18 protein-coding genes are annotated in these 18,625 nt (G+C 71.9%); 8 read left to right on the forward strand and 10 right to left on the reverse strand.

The features are described from left to right. Nucleotides 1-131: 131 nt before the first annotated feature. Genes N5D62_RS02910 through leuD form a run of 3 tightly spaced genes read left to right on the forward strand, consistent with a single transcriptional unit; the run spans nucleotide 132 to nucleotide 3,336 of the window. Nucleotides 132-1,196: an alpha/beta hydrolase gene (locus N5D62_RS02910; RefSeq protein ID WP_279755988.1), complete on the forward strand. Its 1,065-nt coding sequence runs from the start codon at nucleotides 132-134 to the stop codon at nucleotides 1,194-1,196. Next, nucleotides 1,193-2,689 (forward strand): 3-isopropylmalate dehydratase large subunit, encoded by a 1,497-nt coding sequence (gene leuC, locus N5D62_RS02915; RefSeq protein WP_279755989.1) that lies wholly within the window; start codon nucleotides 1,193-1,195, stop codon nucleotides 2,687-2,689. The genes N5D62_RS02910 and leuC overlap by 4 nt, the downstream gene beginning before the upstream one ends. Then, on the forward strand, nucleotides 2,686-3,336 hold the full coding sequence (leuD, locus tag N5D62_RS02920; protein ID WP_279755990.1) for a 3-isopropylmalate dehydratase small subunit: 651 nt from the start codon (nucleotides 2,686-2,688) through the stop codon (nucleotides 3,334-3,336). Before leuC ends, leuD begins: the two co-directional genes overlap by 4 nt. Here leuD and N5D62_RS02925 read toward each other — a convergent pair. The 4 genes from N5D62_RS02925 to N5D62_RS02940 form a co-directional block, all read right to left on the reverse strand. After that, nucleotides 3,320-4,507 (reverse strand): hypothetical protein, encoded by a 1,188-nt coding sequence (locus tag N5D62_RS02925; protein ID WP_279755992.1) that lies wholly within the window; start codon nucleotides 4,505-4,507, stop codon nucleotides 3,320-3,322. The two genes, leuD and N5D62_RS02925, sit on opposite strands and share 17 nt — an antisense overlap. Before the next feature lie 62 nt (nucleotides 4,508-4,569). Further along, entirely contained in the window at nucleotides 4,570-5,667 is a 1,098-nt protein-coding gene (locus N5D62_RS02930) for an NAD(P)/FAD-dependent oxidoreductase (protein WP_279755993.1), read from the reverse strand. Beyond that, nucleotides 5,654-6,217: a GNAT family N-acetyltransferase gene (locus N5D62_RS02935; protein ID WP_279755994.1), complete on the reverse strand. Its 564-nt coding sequence runs from the start codon at nucleotides 6,215-6,217 to the stop codon at nucleotides 5,654-5,656. The genes N5D62_RS02930 and N5D62_RS02935 overlap by 14 nt, the downstream gene beginning before the upstream one ends. An 88-nt stretch (nucleotides 6,218-6,305) precedes the next feature. Further along, nucleotides 6,306-7,169, reverse strand: a complete 864-nt coding sequence (locus N5D62_RS02940; RefSeq protein WP_279755995.1) for an AraC family transcriptional regulator — start codon at nucleotides 7,167-7,169, stop codon at nucleotides 6,306-6,308. A gap of 293 nt (nucleotides 7,170-7,462) precedes the next feature. Between N5D62_RS02940 and N5D62_RS02945 the strand changes: the two genes are divergently transcribed. Then, nucleotides 7,463-8,605, forward strand: coding sequence for an alpha/beta hydrolase fold domain-containing protein (locus N5D62_RS02945; RefSeq protein ID WP_279755996.1), 1,143 nt, complete (start codon nucleotides 7,463-7,465; stop codon nucleotides 8,603-8,605). Nucleotides 8,606-8,740: 135 nt separating this feature from the next. Here N5D62_RS02945 and N5D62_RS02950 read toward each other — a convergent pair whose 3' ends face one another. The 4 genes from N5D62_RS02950 to N5D62_RS02965 form a co-directional block, all read right to left on the reverse strand. After that, the gene (locus N5D62_RS02950) at nucleotides 8,741-10,921 is read right to left on the reverse strand and encodes a xanthine dehydrogenase family protein molybdopterin-binding subunit (protein WP_279756192.1); all 2,181 of its coding nucleotides are present in this window, start codon (nucleotides 10,919-10,921) and stop codon (nucleotides 8,741-8,743) included. 92 nt (nucleotides 10,922-11,013) lie between these two features. Next, complete coding sequence (locus N5D62_RS02955) at nucleotides 11,014-11,472, reverse strand: 2Fe-2S iron-sulfur cluster-binding protein (protein ID WP_279755997.1); 459 nt, start codon at nucleotides 11,470-11,472, stop codon at nucleotides 11,014-11,016. Beyond that, nucleotides 11,469-12,236, reverse strand: coding sequence for a hypothetical protein (locus tag N5D62_RS02960; protein WP_279755998.1), 768 nt, complete (start codon nucleotides 12,234-12,236; stop codon nucleotides 11,469-11,471). The genes N5D62_RS02955 and N5D62_RS02960 overlap by 4 nt, the downstream gene beginning before the upstream one ends. Before the next feature lie 165 nt (nucleotides 12,237-12,401). Beyond that, on the reverse strand, nucleotides 12,402-13,271 hold the full coding sequence (locus N5D62_RS02965; protein WP_279756000.1) for a DMT family transporter: 870 nt from the start codon (nucleotides 13,269-13,271) through the stop codon (nucleotides 12,402-12,404). Nucleotides 13,272-13,355: 84 nt separating this feature from the next. On the opposite strand from N5D62_RS02965, the gene N5D62_RS02970 reads away from it, so the two are divergent. Then, a complete protein-coding gene (locus tag N5D62_RS02970; RefSeq protein ID WP_279756001.1) occupies nucleotides 13,356-14,690 on the forward strand; it encodes a PLP-dependent aminotransferase family protein in 1,335 nt (444 codons plus the stop codon). 136 nt (nucleotides 14,691-14,826) lie between these two features. Here N5D62_RS02970 and N5D62_RS02975 read toward each other — a convergent pair whose 3' ends face one another. Together N5D62_RS02975 and N5D62_RS02980 are read right to left on the reverse strand one after the other, a co-directional pair. After that, nucleotides 14,827-15,330, reverse strand: a complete 504-nt coding sequence (locus N5D62_RS02975) for a YfbM family protein (protein WP_279756002.1) — start codon at nucleotides 15,328-15,330, stop codon at nucleotides 14,827-14,829. 139 nt (nucleotides 15,331-15,469) lie between these two features. Further along, a complete protein-coding gene (locus N5D62_RS02980) occupies nucleotides 15,470-16,390 on the reverse strand; it encodes a class I SAM-dependent methyltransferase (protein WP_279756004.1) in 921 nt (306 codons plus the stop codon). A 106-nt stretch (nucleotides 16,391-16,496) separates the two neighbouring features. Here N5D62_RS02980 and N5D62_RS02985 point away from each other — a divergent pair, with 106 nt between their 5' ends. The 3 genes from N5D62_RS02985 to N5D62_RS02995 all read left to right on the forward strand — a co-directional run bounded on the left by N5D62_RS02985 (nucleotide 16,497) and on the right by N5D62_RS02995 (nucleotide 18,593). Further along, nucleotides 16,497-17,249, forward strand: coding sequence for a hypothetical protein (locus tag N5D62_RS02985; protein ID WP_279756005.1), 753 nt, complete (start codon nucleotides 16,497-16,499; stop codon nucleotides 17,247-17,249). Between the two features lie 258 nt (nucleotides 17,250-17,507). Further along, nucleotides 17,508-17,912: a DUF4124 domain-containing protein gene (locus N5D62_RS02990; RefSeq protein ID WP_279756006.1), complete on the forward strand. Its 405-nt coding sequence runs from the start codon at nucleotides 17,508-17,510 to the stop codon at nucleotides 17,910-17,912. Nucleotides 17,913-18,308: 396 nt separating this feature from the next. Further along, complete coding sequence (locus tag N5D62_RS02995) at nucleotides 18,309-18,593, forward strand: EF-hand domain-containing protein (protein WP_279756007.1); 285 nt, start codon at nucleotides 18,309-18,311, stop codon at nucleotides 18,591-18,593. Nucleotides 18,594-18,625 lie beyond the last annotated feature (32 nt).

An 18,625-nucleotide genomic window follows, 5' to 3' on the forward strand; every position in this document is an offset into this window, starting at 1 on the left:
GTTCACTTCCAGAATCCGGGTCAACGAGGACGATCCCACGACCTGCATCTCCCCGACGACGCGGCCCGCACCGCGATCGATCGGCGGCGGCCCCGGTCGCGCGGACCGGCCCGCCCTTCAAAGGAGACCGCATGCCCGCGCCCCTCGCGCCCCTTGCGCCTTACGCGCACGTCGCCGACGCCCCCGAGGTCCTCGACGACACCCACGTCAGCCCCGCGCTCCGGACGCTGTTCCCCGGCTTCCGCCATGTGCAGGTCGCCACCGCCGAGGGCGTCCACATCCACGCCACCGTCGGCGGGACCGGCCCGGCCTTGCTGCTTTTGCACGGCCATCCGCAGACGCGGGCGATCTGGCACAAGGTCGCGCCGGCGCTGGCCGAGCGCTTCACCGTCGTCGCGGCCGACCTGCGCGGGTATGGCGACTCGTCCAAGCCCGAGGGCGGGCCGCGCGACGCCGCCTACAGCAAGCGCGCGATGGCGGCCGACCTGGTGGCGCTGATGCGCGCGCTGGGGCACGAGCGCTTCGACCTGCTGGCCCACGACCGCGGCGCGCGCGTCGCGCACCGGCTCGCGATGGACACGCCGGCCGCCGTGCGCCGCCTGGCGCTGTTGGACATCGCGCCGACGCTGGACATGTATGAAGGCGCCAACGACGCCTTCGCCCGCGCCTACTGGCACTGGTTCCTGCTGATCCAACCAGCGCCGCTGCCCGAGCGCCTCATCGAGGCCGACCCGGCCGCCTACGCCGTCGAGGTGATGGGCCGCCGCAGCGCGGGGCTGGCACCGTTCGACCCGCTCGCGCTGGCCGAGTACCAGCGCGCGCTCGCGATCCCCGGCACCGCGCGCGGCATCTGCGGCGACTACCGCGCCAGCGCGGACCTGGACCTCAAGCATGACCGCGCGGACCGCGCCGCCGGTCACGTGCTGACGATGCCGCTGCTGGCGCTGTGGGGCGCGCAGGGCGTCGTGCACCGCTGCTTCGAGCCGCTGGCGCTGTGGCGCCGCATCGCCGCCGATGTGCGCGGCGAGGCCCTGCCCTGCGGCCACTACATCCCGGAGGAAGCGCCGGCGCTGCTGCTCGAGCGCGTCCTGCCGTTCTTCACCGCCGATGAACCGGCCCGCGCCATCGATGCCGCCGGTGCCGGTGCCGGTGCCGGTGCCGTCGATGAAACCCGCTCGAAGGAGACCCAGCCATGACCGCCTCGCTGCCGCAGGCCGCGCCGCCCGTCCGCGGCGCCGGGCCGAAGACGCTGTACCGCAAGCTCGTCGACGGCCACACCGTGGCCGAGCTGGACGCGCAGAACGTGCTGCTGTTCTGCGACCTGCACCTGATGAACGAGTACACCAGCCCGCAGGCCTTCACCGGGCTGCACGAGCAGGCCCGCGGCGTCGCGATGCCGGGCCAGAACGTGGCGGTGGTGAGCCACATCATCCCGACGCATCCGGTGGCGCCGAAGCTGCGCGTGATCGCCGATCCGCCGTCGGCGCTGCAGGCGACCAACCTGAAGGCCAACTGTGACCGTCACGGCATCCGGCTGTTCGACACGACCGACGCGATGCAGGGCATCGAGCACGTCGTCGCGCCGGAGCACGGGATGATCCGCCCCGGCATGGTCGTCATCTGCGGCGACAGCCACACGACGACCTACGGCGCGCTCGGCGCGCTGGGCTTCGGCATCGGCACGACCGAGGTCGAGCACGTGCTGGCGACGCAGACGCTGGTCTACCGCGTCGCGAAGGACATGCGCATCCGCGTCGATGGCCGCCTGCCCCCGGGCACGACGGCCAAGGACCTGGTGCTGGCGATCATCGGCCGCATCGGCGCGCAGGGCGCGCGCGGGTATGTCGTCGAGTTCTGCGGCGAGGCGATCGACGCCCTGTCCGTCGAGGCCCGCTTCACCGTGTGCAACATGGCCGTCGAGGCCGGCGCTCGCGGCGCGCTGATCGCGCCGGACGCGACGGCGATCGACTACGTGCTGGCCCGCTGCCCCGACCTCGCCGGCGAGTGGCGCGAGCCCGCCCTCGCCCACTGGCGCACGCTGCGCAGCGACGCGGACGCGGTCTTCGAGGTGGAGCACCGCTTCGATGCCGCCGAGGTCGCGCCGCAGGTGACCTGGGGCACCAGCCCCGACCAGGTCGCGCCGATCGACGCCGCGGTCCCGGACCCCGCCGTCATGGGCGACGGCCCGGCCCGCTCGGCGGCGGAGCGCGCCCTTCGCTACGCGCGGCTGGAGGCCGGCGCGGCGCTGGCGGGCACGCCGATCCAGCACGTGTTCATCGGCTCCTGCACCAACGGCCGGATCGAGGACCTGCGCGCCGCCGCCGACGTGCTGCGCGGGCGCCACGTGGCGCCCGGCGTGCGCGCGATGGTGGTGCCGGGCTCCGGCGCGGTGCGCGCGATGGCCGAGGCCGAAGGGCTGGATCGCGTGTTCCTCGACGCGGGGCTCGAATGGCGCCAGCCGGGCTGCTCGATGTGCCTGGCGATGAACGACGACGTGCTCGCCGACGGCGTGCGTTGCGCCTCGACGACCAACCGCAACTTCGAAGGCCGCCAGGGCCGCGGCGCGATCACCCACCTGATGAGCCCGGCGATGGCCGCCGCCGCCGCGGTGACCGGCCGGCTCACCGACGTCCGCCGCCTGGCGCCGCTGATTGACGGCGCCACGACCAGCCAGGAGACCTCGCGATGAATCCCGTCCGTCATGTCGAAGGCCGCACCGCGGCGCTGCGTCTCGAGAACCTCGACACCGACCAGATCATGCCCAAGCAGTTCCTGCGCGGCATCGACAAGCGCGGCCTGCGCGACGGCCTGCTCTACGACCTGCGCTTCGACGGCGAGGGCCGCGAGCGCGCCGACTTCGTGCTGAACCGGCCCGCGTACGCCGGCGTCTCGGTGCTGATCGGCGGCAACAACTTCGGCTGCGGCTCCAGCCGCGAGCACGCGGTTTGGGGCTTGCAGCAGGCCGGCATCCGCGCCGTCGTCGCGCCGGGGTTCGGCGAGATCTTCTATTCGAATGCGATGGGCAACGGGCTGCTGCTGGTGGCCCTGCCCGAGGCGGACGTCCGCCGCCTGATGGACGAGGCCGACGCGGTGCCCGGCAACGCGGTGAGCATCGACGTGGCCACGCTCACGCTGCGCGGCGCGGGCGGCGTCGAGGCGCGCTTCGACATGCTCCCGCGCCACCAGCGCATGCTGCTCGAGGGACTCGACGCGATCGGGTTGTCGATGACCTACCGCGACCGCATCGACGCATTCGCCCAGGCGCACTGGGCGGCGCAGCCGTGGCTCAAGGACGTCGCCCGGCCGGCCGCCGGCCCGCTCAACGCGTCAGCGTGATCAGGTAGCGCAGGCGCGGCGTCGTCTGCGACGTCAGCACGCGGGCCTTGACGTAGACGTCGCGGGCCTGCGCGCCGTTCCGGTAGCTCAGCTGCGTGTCCTGGAAGGTCGCGCCCTTGGCGATCACCTGGCCCGCGGCGTCCTCCAGCTCGACCACCAGGGTGTCGGTGGTGCTGCGCGTGAGGTTGTAGGGCAGCCAATCCAGCCGCAGCGCGCCGTTGGCGGGCAGGCTGACCTTGTAGTAGTCCTTGTCCAGCAGCGGCGTGCCGGGCGCGCGGCCGTTCAAGGTCCCGAACAGCTGCGTCGCCGAGGCCGCGACCGCGTTGGCCGTCGCGGCGCTCTCGTTGGGCTCCGTCTCGCGCAGGCCCTTGGCCGAGTCGAGGACGAAACGCACCTCCTGCAGCGCGCTGGTGTTGCCGCTGCCGTCACGCGCCCGCGCGCTGAAGACGTGCGGGCCGTCGGGCAGGTCGGTGGTGTCGAGGATCAACGAGGTCGGCGCACCGTTCACGCCCAGCAGCGGCTTGCGCGCCGCGTCGACGGTGGCCTTGGTGATGCCGCCGACCGACTTGCCGTCGACGTAGAAGTAGATCGCGTCGACGCCGACGTTGTCCCGGGCGACCGTGGACAAGCGGACCAGGCCGAACTGCCCCGTCACCGCGCCGCCGGTCAGCGTCGGCGGCACGGTGTCGGCCGGCGTCGCGGCGGCAGCGGCGGGCGACACGGCCGGCCCGCTGTCCTGGCTCGTCGCGGGCACCGTGAAGGCGACCTGACTCGAGGCGGCCTGGTTGCCCTGCGCGTCGCGCGCCACCGCCACCAGCGCGTGCGCGCCGCTGCCGGCCGCGTCGGACGGCAGGCTGAGGACCACGTCGTCACCGCGGCGCGCCACGTCGGCCTGCAGCCGGACGCCGTCGAGCACGAAGTCGACGTCCTCGACCACCGCGCCGGCGCTGTCGCGCGCCCGCGCGGCCAGTTCCACCGTCTTCTGGTCGGACGACACCGTCGCCGTCGCGGTGACGGTCGGCGCGGCGGCCGCCGCGGCGTCGGCGCCCGACGCGGTGTCACCACTGCCGCCGCCGCAGGCCACGAGGCCGGCGGTGCAGACCAGCGCCAGCGAGGCGGCCGACAGCATCGGCGCCGTCGTGTGGCGAGGAATCGCGGGGGAAAGCTTCATGGAATCTCCTGGTGGGGACCGGTCAAGGGGGGGAGGGGCGGGAGGAGCGGGAGGCGGCGTCGTCAGTTCTTGAAGTGGGATTCCCATCCCTTGGCCACCTCGGCGGCGAGCGGCCCGATGCGGGCGAACATCGCCGCCTCATACGACCGGACGGCGTCGTCCAGCGTGGGGTGCGTCACCATGCGCCGGCCCAGCTCGGCGGCATCCAGCATGGCCATGTTGACCCCGTGCCCGCCGGCGGGCGACATGACATGGGCGGCATCGCCGATCAAGGTCAGCCCCGGGCGATGGGTCCAGCGATGCCCCGGCCGCAAGGCATAGATCGGGCGGGGAACGATCTCGTCGTTGCAGACGCGGATCAGCGCCAGCAGGTCCGGCGCCCAGCCTTCGAAGCGCTTCAGCAAGTCGCGCCGCGCCGCCTCGGGGCTCGACAGGTCGATGTGGCGCTCCACATGCGACGGCCGCTCCAGCAACAGCGTGATGTAGATGCGCACATGCCCGTTGGCATTGCGTTGCGCCAGCAGGCGGCGCGCGCCGTCCTTGACCGAGAACATCCCGTGCCCGACGAGCGCGGCCAGCGCCGGATGCCGGTCGTCGATCTCGTCGATGCCGATCTCGATGAAGGACAGGCCGGTGTAGTCCGGCTTCACGTCCGACAGCAGCGGCCGCACCCGCGACCACACGCCGTCCGCGCCGATGACCAGCTGGAAGGTTTCCGACGGGCCCTCCTCGAAGCGGAGCCGATAGCCCTCCTCGGTGGGCTCGACGGCGTGCAGCTTCCGGTCCCATCGGACCGCGCCTTCCGGCAACGCGTCCAGGAGCAGCGCGCGCAGCAGCCGGCGATCGATCTCCGGCCGGTCGCCGCCGTGCGCGTCGACCTTGTCGACCAGCACCTTGCCGGTCCGGTCGGCCAGCCGCATGCCCTGGTCCTCGTAGCGCGCGTGCTTCAGGAACTCGTCGAGCAGGCCCGCCTGCTTGAGCGCGAACTGTCCGCTGGCGGGGTGCAGGTCCAGCGACCCGCCCTGCGTGCGCGCCGAGGCGTCCAGGTCCTGCTCGAAGACCGTCGCGGCGATGCCGTGGACATGGAGGATACGGGCCAGCGTCAGGCCGCCAGGCCCGCCGCCGACGATGGCGATCCGGGGCGATTCATTGGTTTGCAAGGGCTTCATCCATCGGGTTGGGCGTGTGGGAAGGGTTCACCGGCTTCTGCAGGATCGAGAGCCGGAGACCGCGGTAGGGAGGGGCATAGGCCTCGCTGTGGGCCGTCGTCCGCGCCCCCATGAAGACGAAGCCGAAGTCCTCGTAGTAATGCATCAGCGGCAGGTTCTCCTGCCAGGTCACGAGCCGCAGGAAGCGGATGCCCGCCTGCCGCGCGCGCGACTCGCTCCAGATCAGGATGGACTCGAAGAGCCGATGGCCCTTCCACTCGCGGCCCACCACGATGCGGTTGAGGTAGCGCGCGGGGACGGGTTCCGGGTCCTGCCAGAGGTCCAGGTCGAGCCGGGACGGACGGCTGAAGCAGAAGGCGCCGACGACGAGCCCGTCCAGCACCAGCACGTGCAGCTCGCCCGAGGTCAGGTCCTTGCGGATCGACTCGGCTCCCAGCGACTGCCACGACGGAAAACCGCCTCGCCGCTGGAAGTCGATGGCTTCTTCATAAAGGGCGCAGATTCTTGGAATATCCGCGTCGGTGGCCGGACGAATGCTCATGGCTTCAATACTCGATGTCGATACAGGCGGCCAGTCTCGCCCGAGGGGCCTGCCCAGGTCTTGGACGTTCACAACCTCGGGGCCACATTCATTTGCCACGGATCTGACGCAACCACGCGCCCGGCGTGACGCCCAAGGCGCCCTTGAACCGGCGGGTGAAATGGCTCTGGTCGAAGAACCCGGTGCGCATCGCCGTGTCGGCCAAGGAATTGCCGCAACGCAGGAAGGCCTTCGCCGCCTGGATCCGCACCGCATTCAAATAGATATGCGGCGGGACACCGAATTGCTTCTCGAAAGCCCGGCTCAAATACACCCGAGAAACACCGGCCTCGTCGGCCAATTCGGTCAGCGACAAATCGCGGTTGGCATGGGCGTGGATGTATTCCCGGATCCGGACCATCCGCAATCCGCCTTCGGAGGCCAGCGCCCGGCACTCGCCCGGCTGCTCGCCGTGCCGCATGAAGAACGCCATCACCGCCCGCATCAGCAGCACGTCGGCGCGCAGCGCCTCCTGCGGCTGGTTCGTCGCCGAGAGGGCGGTCCGCAGCAGGTCCGCGGCCGTGGGATCGTGCGTCACCACCGGGCCGAAGTAGCGGCCCATCCGGATGCCCGCGGCCCGGTCGTGCCAGTCGTCCAGCGCGTCCGGCTCGACATACACCATCCGGTATTCGTAGTCGCCGGCCTCGCCCGGCAAACCGTCGTGGACCAGGTCGGGATTCAGCATGATCACGTCGCCCGGCGTGCTGCGGAATTTCCCGCCCCGGCAATTGAAGGACTGGACACCGCGCGCGGTGAAACCCAGCGCATATTCAGCATGGCTGTGCCGCTCGAATTGAAAATCGCTGATCGTCAGCGACGCCACCGTCATGCCGCGCTGCGGCATCGGCTGATAGACGATCGAGTTTTTTGTCGCGGCAATCTCCGCCGCCCCGGGCTCCGGATTCCCCATCATTCACCACCCATGCATCCGTCCCGAGCGATTCGAAGGTCGACCTGTTCAACGCATCGAGCTGTCGGTGTGGCATTTGTAGCGTGCCCCTGATTCATGCGGTGTTGCGTTTGAAGTCGTTTTGTTTCGCGGGACCGAAACCCCGGCGGGAAACCCGGTCCACGAGGAAGGACTGTCGAGGATCGCCCCGCCGGGCGTCTTGCACCGTCGTAGCCTGGAACGCCGTTTCCGGCCAAATTAACCGTAGACTTGTCAACGCTTTTGTGACAAGGTGCGTACGCGAAAGGAGCAAGGCGATGCAGATCAGCAGACGTGACCTAGTGCGACTGGGCGGCGTGGCGGCGGGGGCCGGCGTCGTCGGCCGGGCGATCGCGGCCGGCAGCGCGATCGCCCCAGCCGCGCAGGTGGCGCAGGTGGCGCAGGTGGCGCAGGTGGCGCGGGCCGCGCCGGCCGCGCCCGTCTCCGCGGCGGGGGCCGTCGATCCGTTGGCGCTCGTGGATCCCGAATTGCGTCCGGTCGCCGAGCGGGTCCTGGCCGCTGCGGCGTCGATGCCGCCGCTGTCGATCCAGAACCTGCCCGCGATGCGCGCCCGGTCCGCCAACGGCCCGGCGCCGCTGCCGGACGTGCCGGTCGAGGAGCGCCTGATCCCTGGCGCCCGCGGCACGCCGGAGGTCCGCGTCTACGTCATCAACGCCGCGGCCGGCGCCTCGCGCCCGGCGATCCTCGACCTGCACGGCGGCGGGATGGTCGCGGGCTCCGCCAAGGCCGGCATCGCCGCGCTGCAGCAGCGCGCCCGCGCGCTGGGTTGCCTGGCGGTGTCGGTGGAATACCGCCTCGCGCCGGAAGCGCGCTGGCACGAGTCACTGGAGGACGACCACGCCGCGCTGGCCTGGCTGCACCGCCAGGGCGAGGCGCTCGGCGTGGATCCCGCCCGGATCGCCGTCTCCGGCGGCAGCGCGGGCGGCGGACACGCGGCGCTGCTGGCCATCGCCGCGCGCGACCGGGGCGAGGTGCCGATCCGCTTCCTGCTGCTCAACTCGCCGATGCTGGACGACCGGACCGGCTCGACGGTCGAGCCGCCGCCTCACCAGGGCGCGCTCTCCTGGTCGCGCGAGCAGAACCGTTTCGGCTGGCGCTCGTTCCTCGGCAGCGAGCCCGGCCATCCCCGCACGCCCGCGGCGGCCGTGCCGGCCCGGGTCGTGGACCTGTCGCGCCTGCCGCCGACGTTCATCGGCGTCGGGTCGCTGGACCTGTTCGTCGGGGAGGACATCGCCTTCGCCCGCCGCCTGATGGACGCCAGCGTGCCCACCGAACTGCTGGTGGTGCCGGGCGCGTTCCACGGCTCGGAGCTGATGGCGCCCAACGCGGCGATCTCGCGCCGGCAGAACGCCGCGGCGGAGAGCGCGCTGCGCCGCGGCCTGGGTCTCCCGGCCGGTTGAGCGGCCTGCCCATGCCAGGCCAGGCCAGGCCAAGCGAGGCAAGGCAAGGCGAGGCAAGGCGAGGCGAGGCGAGGCGAGGAACAGCCTGGCCTGCCCTCGCCTTCGCTCGCCTTGCGATCGCGCCCGTGCTCGCCCTCAGGCCGGGAACGGCAGGCTGCGCCAGCGCTGGCCGGTGAGCGCGGCCACGGCGTTCGCGATCGCCGGCGCGATCGGCGGGACGCCGCATTCGCCCATCCCGGTCGGCGGATCGGCCGAGGGCACGACGAACACCGCCACCTGCGGCGCGTCCACGTGCATCGGCACGCGGTAGTCGTGCCAGTTGCTCTGCTGCACCTCGCCGTCCTTCAGCGTGATCGCCGCCCCCGGCAGCGTCATGCCGATGCCCATCACCAGCGCGCCCTGCACCTGCGCCTCGATCGAGCGCGGATTCACCGCCAGGTTGCAATGCACGCCCGCGGTCACCTGGTGCACCACCGGCCGCCCGTCCTTCATCGACACCTCGGCCACGTAGGCCACCACGGTGTTGAAGGACTCGTGCACCGCCACGCCCCAGGCGCGCCCCTTGGCCAGCTTCGTCTTGCCGTAGCCGGACCGCGCCACCGCCAGGTCCAGCGCCGCGAGATGGCGCTCATGCTTGGCCAGCAGCTTGCGGCGATAGGCCACTGGGTCCTGCCGGCCGGCGCGCGCCAGCTCGTCCACCAGCGTCTCCATCACGAAGGCCGTGTGGGTGTGGCCCACCGAGCGCCACCACAGCACCGGCACGTTGGCCTTCGGGTGATGCACCTCCAGCGCGATCGGGAACGGGTAGGCGCTCTCCGCCACGCCTTCGGTCATCGTGGCGTCCGCGCCGTTCTTGACCATGAAGTCCGCGAACGGCGTGCCCATCGTGATCGACTGGCCGACGATCACATGCTTCCACGCCAGCACGCCGCCCTGGCCGTCGTGCGCGATCTCGACGCGGTGCAGGTGGGCCGGGCGGTAGTAGCCCCCGCGCACGTCGTCCTCGCGCGACCAGATCATCTTGATCGGCCCGGTCTTGCCGGCCGCGTGCCGCGCCTTGGCGACCTGCGCCGCCTCGACGACGTAGTCCGAGGTCGGCGTCGCGCGCCGGCCGAAGCCGCCGCCGGCGGTCATCGTGTTCAGCACCACCTGCTCCGGCTTGAGGCCCAGCACGCCGGCCACCTGCGCCTGGTCCACCGTCTGGAACTGCGAGCCGACCCACACCGTGCAGCGGTCGCCGCGGAAGTCGATCGTGCAGTTCAGCGGCTCCATCGGCGTGTGGGCCAGGTAGGGGAAGCTGTACTCCGCCGTGATCCGGTCCGCCGCCTTGGCCGTCGCCAGCGCCGAGGTATCGGCCTGCTGCACGCTGACGCCGGGCTGCTTCGCCAACGCGCGGAACTGCTCGAGCTGCGCCGCGCTGTCGACGCGCTCGACACCGCTCAGGTCCCAGTCGACCTTGACGAGCTCACGCGCCTTGCGCGCCGGCCAGAAGCCGTTGGCGACGATCGCCAGGCCGACCGCGCCGCCGCTCAGCGGCACCTGGATCACCTCCTCCACGCCGGGCACGGCCAGCGCCGGCGCGGCGTCGAAGCGCGCGACCCGGCCGCCGAAGACCGGCGGATGGACCATCACCACGGTGCGCAGCCCGGGCTGCTTGACGTCGATGCCGAAGTCCTGGCGGCCGCTGGACTTGGCCCGCGCGTCGAGCCGGCCCGTCGGCTTGCCGATCAGCTTGAACTGCGCCGGCGTCTTCAGCGTCACCGCGGCGGGCACCGGCTCGGCGAAGGCCGCCTGCGCCAGCACGCCGTAGCCGAGCCGCCGGCCGTCCGGCGCGACGACGCTGCCGGACTCGGTGCGCAGTTGCGCGGCCGGCGTGTCGAGCTGCTTCGCGGCGGCCGCGACCAGCATCGCGCGCATCCGCGCGCCGATCTCCCGGTACTGCTGCCACGAGGCCTTCATGCTGGTCGAGCCGCCCACCATCTGAATGTGGAAGAACGGATCCTTGTAGGCCTCGCCGGCGGGCGCGAGCTCGCAGCGGACCTTGCTCCAGTCCGCGTCCAGCTCCTCGGCCACCAGCATCGGCAGCGCCGTCTGCACGCCCTGGCCGAAGTCGATCTTGCCGATCGTGACGGTGACGACGCCGTCCGCGTCGATCGCCACGAAGGCCGAGGGCTGCTGGAAGGGCTTGAGCGGCTCGGGCGCGCCCGGCGCGCTGCCGCCCGCGGTGGGGTCCTGCGCGCCGGCGCCGGCCGCGTAGAGCGCGAAGCCGGACGCCAGGCCCAGCTTCAGGAAGACGCGGCGCTCGAGGCCGATCATGGCGAGCGGCAGGCCGGTGGCGGCGGCCTCGGCGAGCGCGCCGGGCAGCCCGCCGTTCAGGTACTGGAACATGGGTCGCATGGCGGGCTCCTTCACGCGATCGACCGCGCGGCGTCCTTGACGGCGGCATGGATCCGCACGTAGGTGCCGCAGCGGCAGAGGTTGGCGCTCATCGCGGCGTCGATGTCGGCGTCGGTGGGCTTCGGGTTGGCCTTGAGCAGCGCGACCGCGGCCATGACCTGGCCGCTCTGGCAGTAGCCGCACTGCACGACGTCGTGCTTGACCCAGGCGTCCTGCACCGCCTGGCCGACGCGGTCGGCGGCGATCGCCTCGATCGTCGTGACCTGCTGGCCGGCGACCGATTCGATCGGCGTGACGCAGGCGCGGCGCTGTTGGCCGTCGATGTGCACCGTGCAGGCGCCGCAGACCGCGATGCCGCAGCCGAACTTGGTGCCGGTCAGGCCCAGCGTGTCCCGCAGGACCCACAGCACCGGCGTGTCGCCGGGCACGTCGACCCGCTGGTCCTGGCCGTTGAGGCGGAACGAGATCATGGCTGGCTCCTCGAAGCGTCGTTGCTATTGCTATTGCTGTTGCTGTTGTCGTTGGCGCTGGCGCTGGCCGCGAGCGCGCGCAGGTGGTCGGCGACGTCGCGCGAGGCGTCCGCCTTCGTCGCGCCGACCGACTTGCGCAGCGGCTCGGTGGCGTCGCACGGGGCGCCGTTGCGGATCCAGGCGCGGACCTGCTCGTCGAAGGCGGCCTTGTCCAGCGGCGGCAGCGCCCGGCCCGGACCGGGGGACCAGCCCCAGGCGACCAGGTGGTCGGTGACCATGTGCTGCTCGAGCATCGCCAGCGAGCGGTTGCCGTTGGTGCGGGGCTCGCGGAAGGTCTTGCACAGCGCCGCGCCCTTCAGCCCGAGCCACGACATCTTCATGTGGGCCGGCGGCATGTGCCAGCCGGGCTGGCCGTCGGTCTCCAGGCCCGGCGGCGCGTGCGGCAGCGGGCTGTTGGCGGTCGAGTGGCAGGTGGTGCAGCGCAGCGGCGCGACGCCCTTGCCGTCGGTCCCGCGCTGCACCGGCGGGTAGTGCACGCGGCTGAAGTCGCCCTGCAGCGGCGCGTTGGGCACGTGGCAGTTCAGACATCGCGGATGAAGCAGCACGCGCTCGATCTGCGCGAAGGCGGCCAGGCCGTCCTGGCGGTTCGGCGTCGCCGAGATCGGCGTCGGCTGGAAGGCGGCGCCGTCGGCCGCTTGCGCCGGCGGCGCCAGGGCCATCAGGCCCAGCACCGCGGTGCAGGCCATCGCGCACGGCGATGGCATCGAGGAATCCCATGCGAAGCGAGCGCCCATGTCGACCTCCTGTGGCTGCGTCGGGACGATCCGCAGTCTAGGAAGGCGGGCGCCGGCGCGGGTTGCCTGATCCGACGGGAGGCTTGCCCGATCCAGCGGGCGACGGGCCTCCGCCCGCGCCGGTGGACGCTGACGTCAGCGGGGGCGCGAGAAGCGCCGCGCCCCGGCCACGCAGCCGATCACGGCGACGGTGACCGCGAGCATCGCCGGGCTGACCGATTCCCGCAACAGCCAGGCCGCCAGGCCGAGCCCGAACAGCGGCTGCAGCAGCTGCAGCTGGCCGACCGCGGCGATGCCGCCCTGCGCCAGGCCGCGGTACCAGAAGAAGAAGCCGATCAGCATGCTGAACAGCGACACGTAGGCCAGGCCCAGCCAGGCCGGCGTGCCGACGCCGGCGACGCTCTCCGGCATGCGCCACAGCGCCAGGCCGAGCATGAACGGCAGCGCGATCGCCAGCGCCCAGCAGATCACCTGCCAGCCGCCGAGCGTGCGCGACAGCTTCGCGCCTTCCGCGTAGCCCAGGCCGCAGACCAGGATGGCCGCCAGCATCAGCAGGTCGCCCGCCGGCGAGGCGCTCAGGCCCTGCATCGCGGCGAAGCCAGCCACGCACAGGCTACCCAGCAGCGAGAAGGCCCAGAACGCCGGCCGCGGCCGCTCGCCGCCACGCAGCACGCCGAAGGCGGCGGTGGACAGCGGCAGCAGCGCGATGAACACCGTCGAATGCGCCGAGGTGACGTGGCGCAGCGCCAGCGCCGTCAGCAGCGGGAAGCCGATCACCACGCCCAGCGCGACCAGCACCAGCGATTGGGCCTGGGCCCGCGACGGCCGCGGCGCGCGCAGCAGCGCCAGCGCCGCCAGGCCGAGCAGGCCGGCGATCGAGGCGCGCGCGGCGGTGAGGAAGACCGGGTCGAAGTCCGCGACGGCGACGCGCGTCGCCGGCAGGGAGCCGCTGAAGATCAGCACGCCGATGAATCCGTTGAGCCAGCCTCGCGATGCGGTGTCCATGAGAGCCTCGATGCAGGGAAGCGGCCAGCGTAGCGGCGATGCTCAATACAATCAAAGAATTGTCATGGATACAGGCGGTGCGCGATGGCGGAGCCCAGGTACAAGGCGGTGGTCGACCGGCTGGCGGCGGAGATCCGGACGGGGACGCTGGCGGCCGGCACGCGGCTGCCGACGCACCGCGAGCTCGCGGCGCGCGAGGGCTTCGCGCTGGTGACGGCCACGCGGGTGTACGCGGAGCTGCAGGCGATGGGGCTGATCAGCGGCGAGACCGGCCGCGGCACCTTCGTCAAGGAGACCGCGCTGGCCACGGGCCAGGGCGTGGACCTGCACGCGGTGGCGGCGGACATGGTGGACCTCAGCTTCAACTACCCGTCGCTGCCGGGCCAGGCGGAGCTGCTGCGCGGCGCGCTGCGGCAGCTGGCCGGCGCGGGCGACCTCGAGGCGCTGCTGCGTTACCAGCCGCACGGCGGGCGGCCCGCGGACCGCGCGGCGGTGGCGCGGCACCTGGTCCGGCGCGGGATGGCGGTCGACGGCGACCGGGTGCTGATCGTCGACGGCGCGCAGCACGGGCTGGCGGTGACGCTGATGGCGCTGCTCAAGCCCGGCGACGTGGTCGCGGTGGACGCGCTGACCTATCCCGGTTTCCGGCTGCTGGCGGAGATGCACCGGCTGGAGCTGGTCGCCGTGCCGGCGGCGGGCGCGGGACCCGACCTCGACGCGCTGGAGACGCTGTGCCGGCGGCGGCGCGTCAAGGCGATCTACACGATGCCGACGCTGAACAACCCGCTGGGCTGGGTGATGGCGGCGACGCGGCGGCGCGAGCTGGCGGCGATCGCGCGGCGGCACGACCTGCTGGTCATCGAGGACGGCGCCTACGCGTATCTCGCGCAGGACCCGCCCCCGCCGCTGGCGATGCTGGCGCCGGAGCGCACCGTGTACGTGTCGGGGTTCTCGAAGAGCGTCGCGGCGGGCCTGCGGGTCGGCTTCGCGGTGGCGCCGCCGGCGTGGGTGCCGGCGCTGGAACGGGCGATCCGCGCGACGACCTGGAACACGCCGGGCGTGATGACCGCGATCACCGCGGGCTGGCTGGAGGACGGGACCGTGGCGCGGCTGGAGGACGAGAAGCGCGCCGACGCGACCCGGCGGCAGCGCCTCGTGGCCAAGCGGCTGGGGGCGATGCCGCGGATCGGGCATCCGTCCTCGTACTTCGTGTGGCTGCCGCTGGGCGAGGAGGTGCGCGCGGACCAGGTGGCGATGGCGCTGCAGCGCGAGCGCGTGTCGGTGTCGACGGCCGAGCCCTTCGCCGCCGGCAAGCAGGTGCCGCATGCGATCCGGCTGGCGCTGGGGTCGGTGGACATCGCGCGGCTCGGGACCGCGCTGGACCGCGTCCGGGAAGCGATCGCCGAGCGGACCTGCTGACCATTCCGCGGTCGACGCCACGGCCGATCGGCTCGGCCCGGCTCGGCTCGGCTCGGCTCGGCAAGGCAAGGCAAGGCAAGGCAAGGCAAGGCACGACCCGGCACGACGGCCGGGCGTGAGCCCGGTGGCATCCGCGTCAGCAGATGCGCAGCAGCGCGCCGTGGCCAGCGTCGGCGGTGGTCCGATAGAACCGGACCAGCGTCGGGAAGTGCACCAGCAGGTAGTCGAGCGCCTCCTCGCCATCGCGCACCCAGATGTCGGGATAGATGTCGGCCTCGGCCATCGCGGCGGGATCGAAGGCGTCGCGGAGCTGGTCCTCGGTGATCGCGGCGAGCGCCGCGGCGATGTCGCGGACCTCCTCGGGGCCGAGGACGCGGCAGTCCTCCTCCTCGCTCAGCGGCTCGCCGCCGAGCACGGCGCGCGCCAGCGGCGCGTCCTCGCCGGCGCCGGCCGCCTCGGCGATCGACAGCAGCAGGAAGTGCAGGCCGTGCCAGGCCTTGTCGATGTCGACGATGCCCAGGCGGTCGAGGTCCTCGGCCTCGTCCTCCTCGCCGAGCAGGCGCTCGATGGCGTCAGGGTCGTCGAGCAGCTCGTTCGCGGTGGCGTCGTCGATCGCTCGGAAGCTGGCGTAGAGCCCCATGGTCTTCTCCCTGGCCGGTCGCGGCCGTGACGGTGATGACCGGCGATGGTAGTGGCTGGCGGACGGGCACGGCCTGGCGCGACAGCGGCCCGGCCGCGTCCTGGCGGGGCGTGGACTGGCCTCAGGCCGGCGCGGCACCTCAGGCCGGCTGCCGGACCACGAGCACCTTGAGCGCGCGCTCCTCGTCGATGTCGGCGAAGGCCGCGGGATTCGCGACGCGTTCGACGATCTCGAGTTCCGGCGCCTCGGCGGCCAGCGTCTCGCGCAGGAAGGCGGTGCCGAGCTTGGGCGTGTTCAGGCACACGAGCGCGTGGCCGCCCGGCGCGAGCAGCTCGGGCAGCTTGCGCGCGAGGCGGGCGTAGTCCTTGCTCGCGACGAAGCTGCCCTTCTGGTAGCTCGGCGGGTCCAGCACGACGAGGTCGTAGGGCGCGCCGCGACGGATCTTTCCCCAGGAGTTGAAGATGTCGTGGGCGTGGAAGGCCGCGCGGTCCTGCACGCCGTTGAGCTGGTGGTTGCGGCGGCCGGTGGCCAGCGGGCCGCGGGCCATGTCGTAGTTCTCCGCGGCGGCGGCGCCGGCGTGCAGCGCGGCGACCGAGAACGCGCAGGTGTAGGCGAAGAGGTTCAGCACCCGGCCGCCGGGGTGCGCCTGGGCCCAGCGTCGGACCCATCGGCGGCCCTCGGCCATGTCGAGGAAGAAGCCGTGGTTCTGGCCGTGCGGCAGGTTGACGAGGAAGCGCAGGCCGTCCTCCTCGACGATGTGCTCGTCGGGGATCGCGCCGGCCATCAGGCGGTTGGCGGGGCGGTTCTCGTCGCGGTGCTGGAAGAGCCAGTTCAGCGGCTCGCCCGGGGCGATGGCGGCCCAGCGCGCGGCGAGCGCGTCGCCGACGCGGACGAGGTCCTCGTCGGGCACCGGCGCGAAGCTGGTGAGCAGCCAGACCGGCGGGTAGAAGTCGAGCGCCCAGTGCTCGCAACCGGGGAAACGACCGCCCCGGCCGTGGAAGACACGACAGGCGTCGGTGGGCCGGGACAGGGTGGCGATGGCGTCGAGGAGGGCTTGCATGCGGGAGGCTCGGGGAGGGGCGCAAGTGTAGACAGCGCCTGACTCGCATGAGCCGGCTCCCTTTCGCTATTTTCGAGATCATGGTGATCGCGCTAAGCTGACGGCCATGAGTTCGTCCAAGCACATCGCCGCTGTTCCCGTGTCGCGACGCCGCCGCGGGACGGCCCTTCCGCCAGTCGCGATGGAGCCCGAGGCGCCGCGCCGCAGATCGAAGCCCATGCGTCTCACGCCTGGCGCGGACAGCGGCGCGCCGGAGTCCGTCAGCGCCGCCATCCAGCGTGCGCTGGCGATCTGCGCGCATCTCAGCGAAGGCGATGCCTATCCCGAGCCAGAGGCCCTGGCCGACGTGCACCGGATGCTGGAGAAGTCCTTGAATGAGCTGGAGGTGTTGGCGCAGTCGGTGATGCGCGTGCGAGACCAGGAGTTCGGCGATCGCCGCGTCCAGTTGGAGTACTTGGCCGATCCCCGGCGCCCGGGCGCGGTGCTGATCAGCCTGGTTCCGTTGTCGCCGCCCGCGGCGTCGGACCACGGGACCGACCGGATCCGGACTTCCGAAGCCGCGCGCATCCTTGGGCTGAGCCGCCCCCATGTCGCGATGCTCAGTGACCTGGGACTGCTGGGTCCCGTCGCGATGACCGAAGGCGGGCAACGGCGGCTCACGCGAGAAGGCGTGCTCGCCTATCAGGCGCAGCAGACACGGGAGCGCGCGGCCCTGGACGCGATCGAGGACGCGACGCAGGAGTTGCGCGCACGGGAACACGAGGAACTCCTGGGTCTCGCGCCGGCGGCGAAGGCACCTCGGCCCCCGGCCTCGAAGCGCGAGCGCCGAGCGCCAAAACGTGGTCAAGGCGGTCGATGAAGCGATCGGTGGTGTGCCCGGGCGGATCCTCATCCAGGTATTGAGCAACTCTGGCTGCCGAGGTACGGCGAAGGCGCTGGCCTCGCTGTGGCGTTTCAACTGACGCAACCCCTGCCGGAGGGATGTCCCAATTGTCACCGACTGCTTACAGTTCGCGCCGATCACAACAACGACGGTTTCAGGGAGGGCGCCATGGCAGTGTGGGCGCGAGCAAACAAGGGACGGAACGCCGTCCGGGCGGGTCTGCGGTCGGCCGCGATGGCGATCGTCCTGAGCGTGCCGGCGATGGCCGCGCAGGCGCAGCAGGTCTACAAGTGGGTCGACGCGGACGGCCGCGTCCAGTACTCCGAGCGCAAACCGACCGACGCCGGCACCCGCCACACCGAGATCAAGCCGCCTCCGCCGGCCCAGCCGGTCCCGCCGCCACCGCCGCCGAGACCGAAACCCACGCCCTCGAAACCGCTTCATCCGCCCGTCGCCACGCCTGAGGCCCCGAAAGGCCCGCCGGTGCTGTCCAAGGGCCTCAACCGCGAGACCGACGCCTACCGCTGCGCGCTCGCCCGCGACATCCTGAGCGGCTCGATGGTGCATTCGAACGGCAAGCCGACCGACGACTACGACCGCCGCACCGCGCAAGGCGATATCTCCTCGTTCTGCAAATAAAGCGGGCGACTGCGGCACCTGTCATGTCGCCAAAAGTCGCTTTTCGCGACACGTTCCGGCGACGTGTCGCTGGCGACGACATGACCGGTCTCTCATGTCGCCAAAACTCGATTTCTGCGACACGTTCCGGCGATATGTCGCCGGCGACGACATGAGCGATCTCTCATGTCGTCGAAAGTCGATTTCTGCGACACGTTCCAGCGATATGTCGCCGGCGACGACATGACGGGTCTCTCATGTCGCCAAAACTCGATTTCTGCGACACGTTCTGTCGACGTGTCGTCGGCAGCGACAGACCGCGAACGGTGGATGCCCCGTTGACGTAGCTTTACCCACGCCTCATCAACCCTGCGCATCCCGCTGCGACGCTGTGGGCTCCACTTCAGCGGAGTTCCCATGAAAGCAGTCCTGACCGCCATGGCCGGCGCCTTGATCGCCACCCTGGCCCTCATCGCCCTGCCCGCGCAGGCCCAGAGCGGCAAGGCCGCCCAGAAGCTCGAGGAACGCTTCGCCGCCGCGGACAAGGACCACGACGGCAAGCTGACCAAGGCCGAAGCCGAGGCCGGCATGCCCCGCCTGGCCAAGCACTTCGACGAAGTCGACACGCAGAAGACCGGCTCGGTCACCCTCGACCAGGTCCGCCAGTACGCCGCCAGCCAGCGCAAGGACCGCAAGAAGTAACTCGGCCATCGCTCGCGGCTCGCGGTTCGCGG

The organism is Mitsuaria sp. GD03876 (genome assembly GCF_029840635.1).
GTDB lineage: Bacteria > Pseudomonadota > Gammaproteobacteria > Burkholderiales > Burkholderiaceae_C > Roseateles.

Excerpts from the sequence above, each read along its gene's own strand:
- N5D62_RS02910 (WP_279755988.1), top strand. The coding sequence starts at position 132 with ATGCCCGCGCCCCTCGCGCCCCTTGCGCCTTACGCGCACGTCGCCGAC.
- leuC (WP_279755989.1), top strand. The coding sequence starts at position 1,193 with ATGACCGCCTCGCTGCCGCAGGCCGCGCCGCCCGTCCGCGGCGCCGGG.
- leuD (WP_279755990.1), top strand. The coding sequence starts at position 2,686 with ATGAATCCCGTCCGTCATGTCGAAGGCCGCACCGCGGCGCTGCGTCTC.
- N5D62_RS02925 (WP_279755992.1), bottom strand. The coding sequence starts at position 4,507 with ATGAAGCTTTCCCCCGCGATTCCTCGCCACACGACGGCGCCGATGCTG.
- N5D62_RS02935 (WP_279755994.1), bottom strand. The coding sequence starts at position 6,217 with ATGAGCATTCGTCCGGCCACCGACGCGGATATTCCAAGAATCTGCGCC.
- N5D62_RS02940 (WP_279755995.1), bottom strand. The coding sequence starts at position 7,169 with ATGATGGGGAATCCGGAGCCCGGGGCGGCGGAGATTGCCGCGACAAAA.
- N5D62_RS02945 (WP_279755996.1), top strand. The coding sequence starts at position 7,463 with ATGCAGATCAGCAGACGTGACCTAGTGCGACTGGGCGGCGTGGCGGCG.
- N5D62_RS02950 (WP_279756192.1), bottom strand. The coding sequence starts at position 10,921 with ATGATCGGCCTCGAGCGCCGCGTCTTCCTGAAGCTGGGCCTGGCGTCC.
- N5D62_RS02955 (WP_279755997.1), bottom strand. The coding sequence starts at position 11,472 with ATGATCTCGTTCCGCCTCAACGGCCAGGACCAGCGGGTCGACGTGCCC.
- N5D62_RS02960 (WP_279755998.1), bottom strand. The coding sequence starts at position 12,236 with ATGCCATCGCCGTGCGCGATGGCCTGCACCGCGGTGCTGGGCCTGATG.
- N5D62_RS02965 (WP_279756000.1), bottom strand. The coding sequence starts at position 13,271 with ATGGACACCGCATCGCGAGGCTGGCTCAACGGATTCATCGGCGTGCTG.
- N5D62_RS02970 (WP_279756001.1), top strand. The coding sequence starts at position 13,356 with ATGGCGGAGCCCAGGTACAAGGCGGTGGTCGACCGGCTGGCGGCGGAG.
- N5D62_RS02975 (WP_279756002.1), bottom strand. The coding sequence starts at position 15,330 with ATGGGGCTCTACGCCAGCTTCCGAGCGATCGACGACGCCACCGCGAAC.
- N5D62_RS02980 (WP_279756004.1), bottom strand. The coding sequence starts at position 16,390 with ATGCAAGCCCTCCTCGACGCCATCGCCACCCTGTCCCGGCCCACCGAC.
- N5D62_RS02985 (WP_279756005.1), top strand. The coding sequence starts at position 16,497 with ATGAGTTCGTCCAAGCACATCGCCGCTGTTCCCGTGTCGCGACGCCGC.
- N5D62_RS02990 (WP_279756006.1), top strand. The coding sequence starts at position 17,508 with ATGGCGATCGTCCTGAGCGTGCCGGCGATGGCCGCGCAGGCGCAGCAG.
- N5D62_RS02995 (WP_279756007.1), top strand. The coding sequence starts at position 18,309 with ATGAAAGCAGTCCTGACCGCCATGGCCGGCGCCTTGATCGCCACCCTG.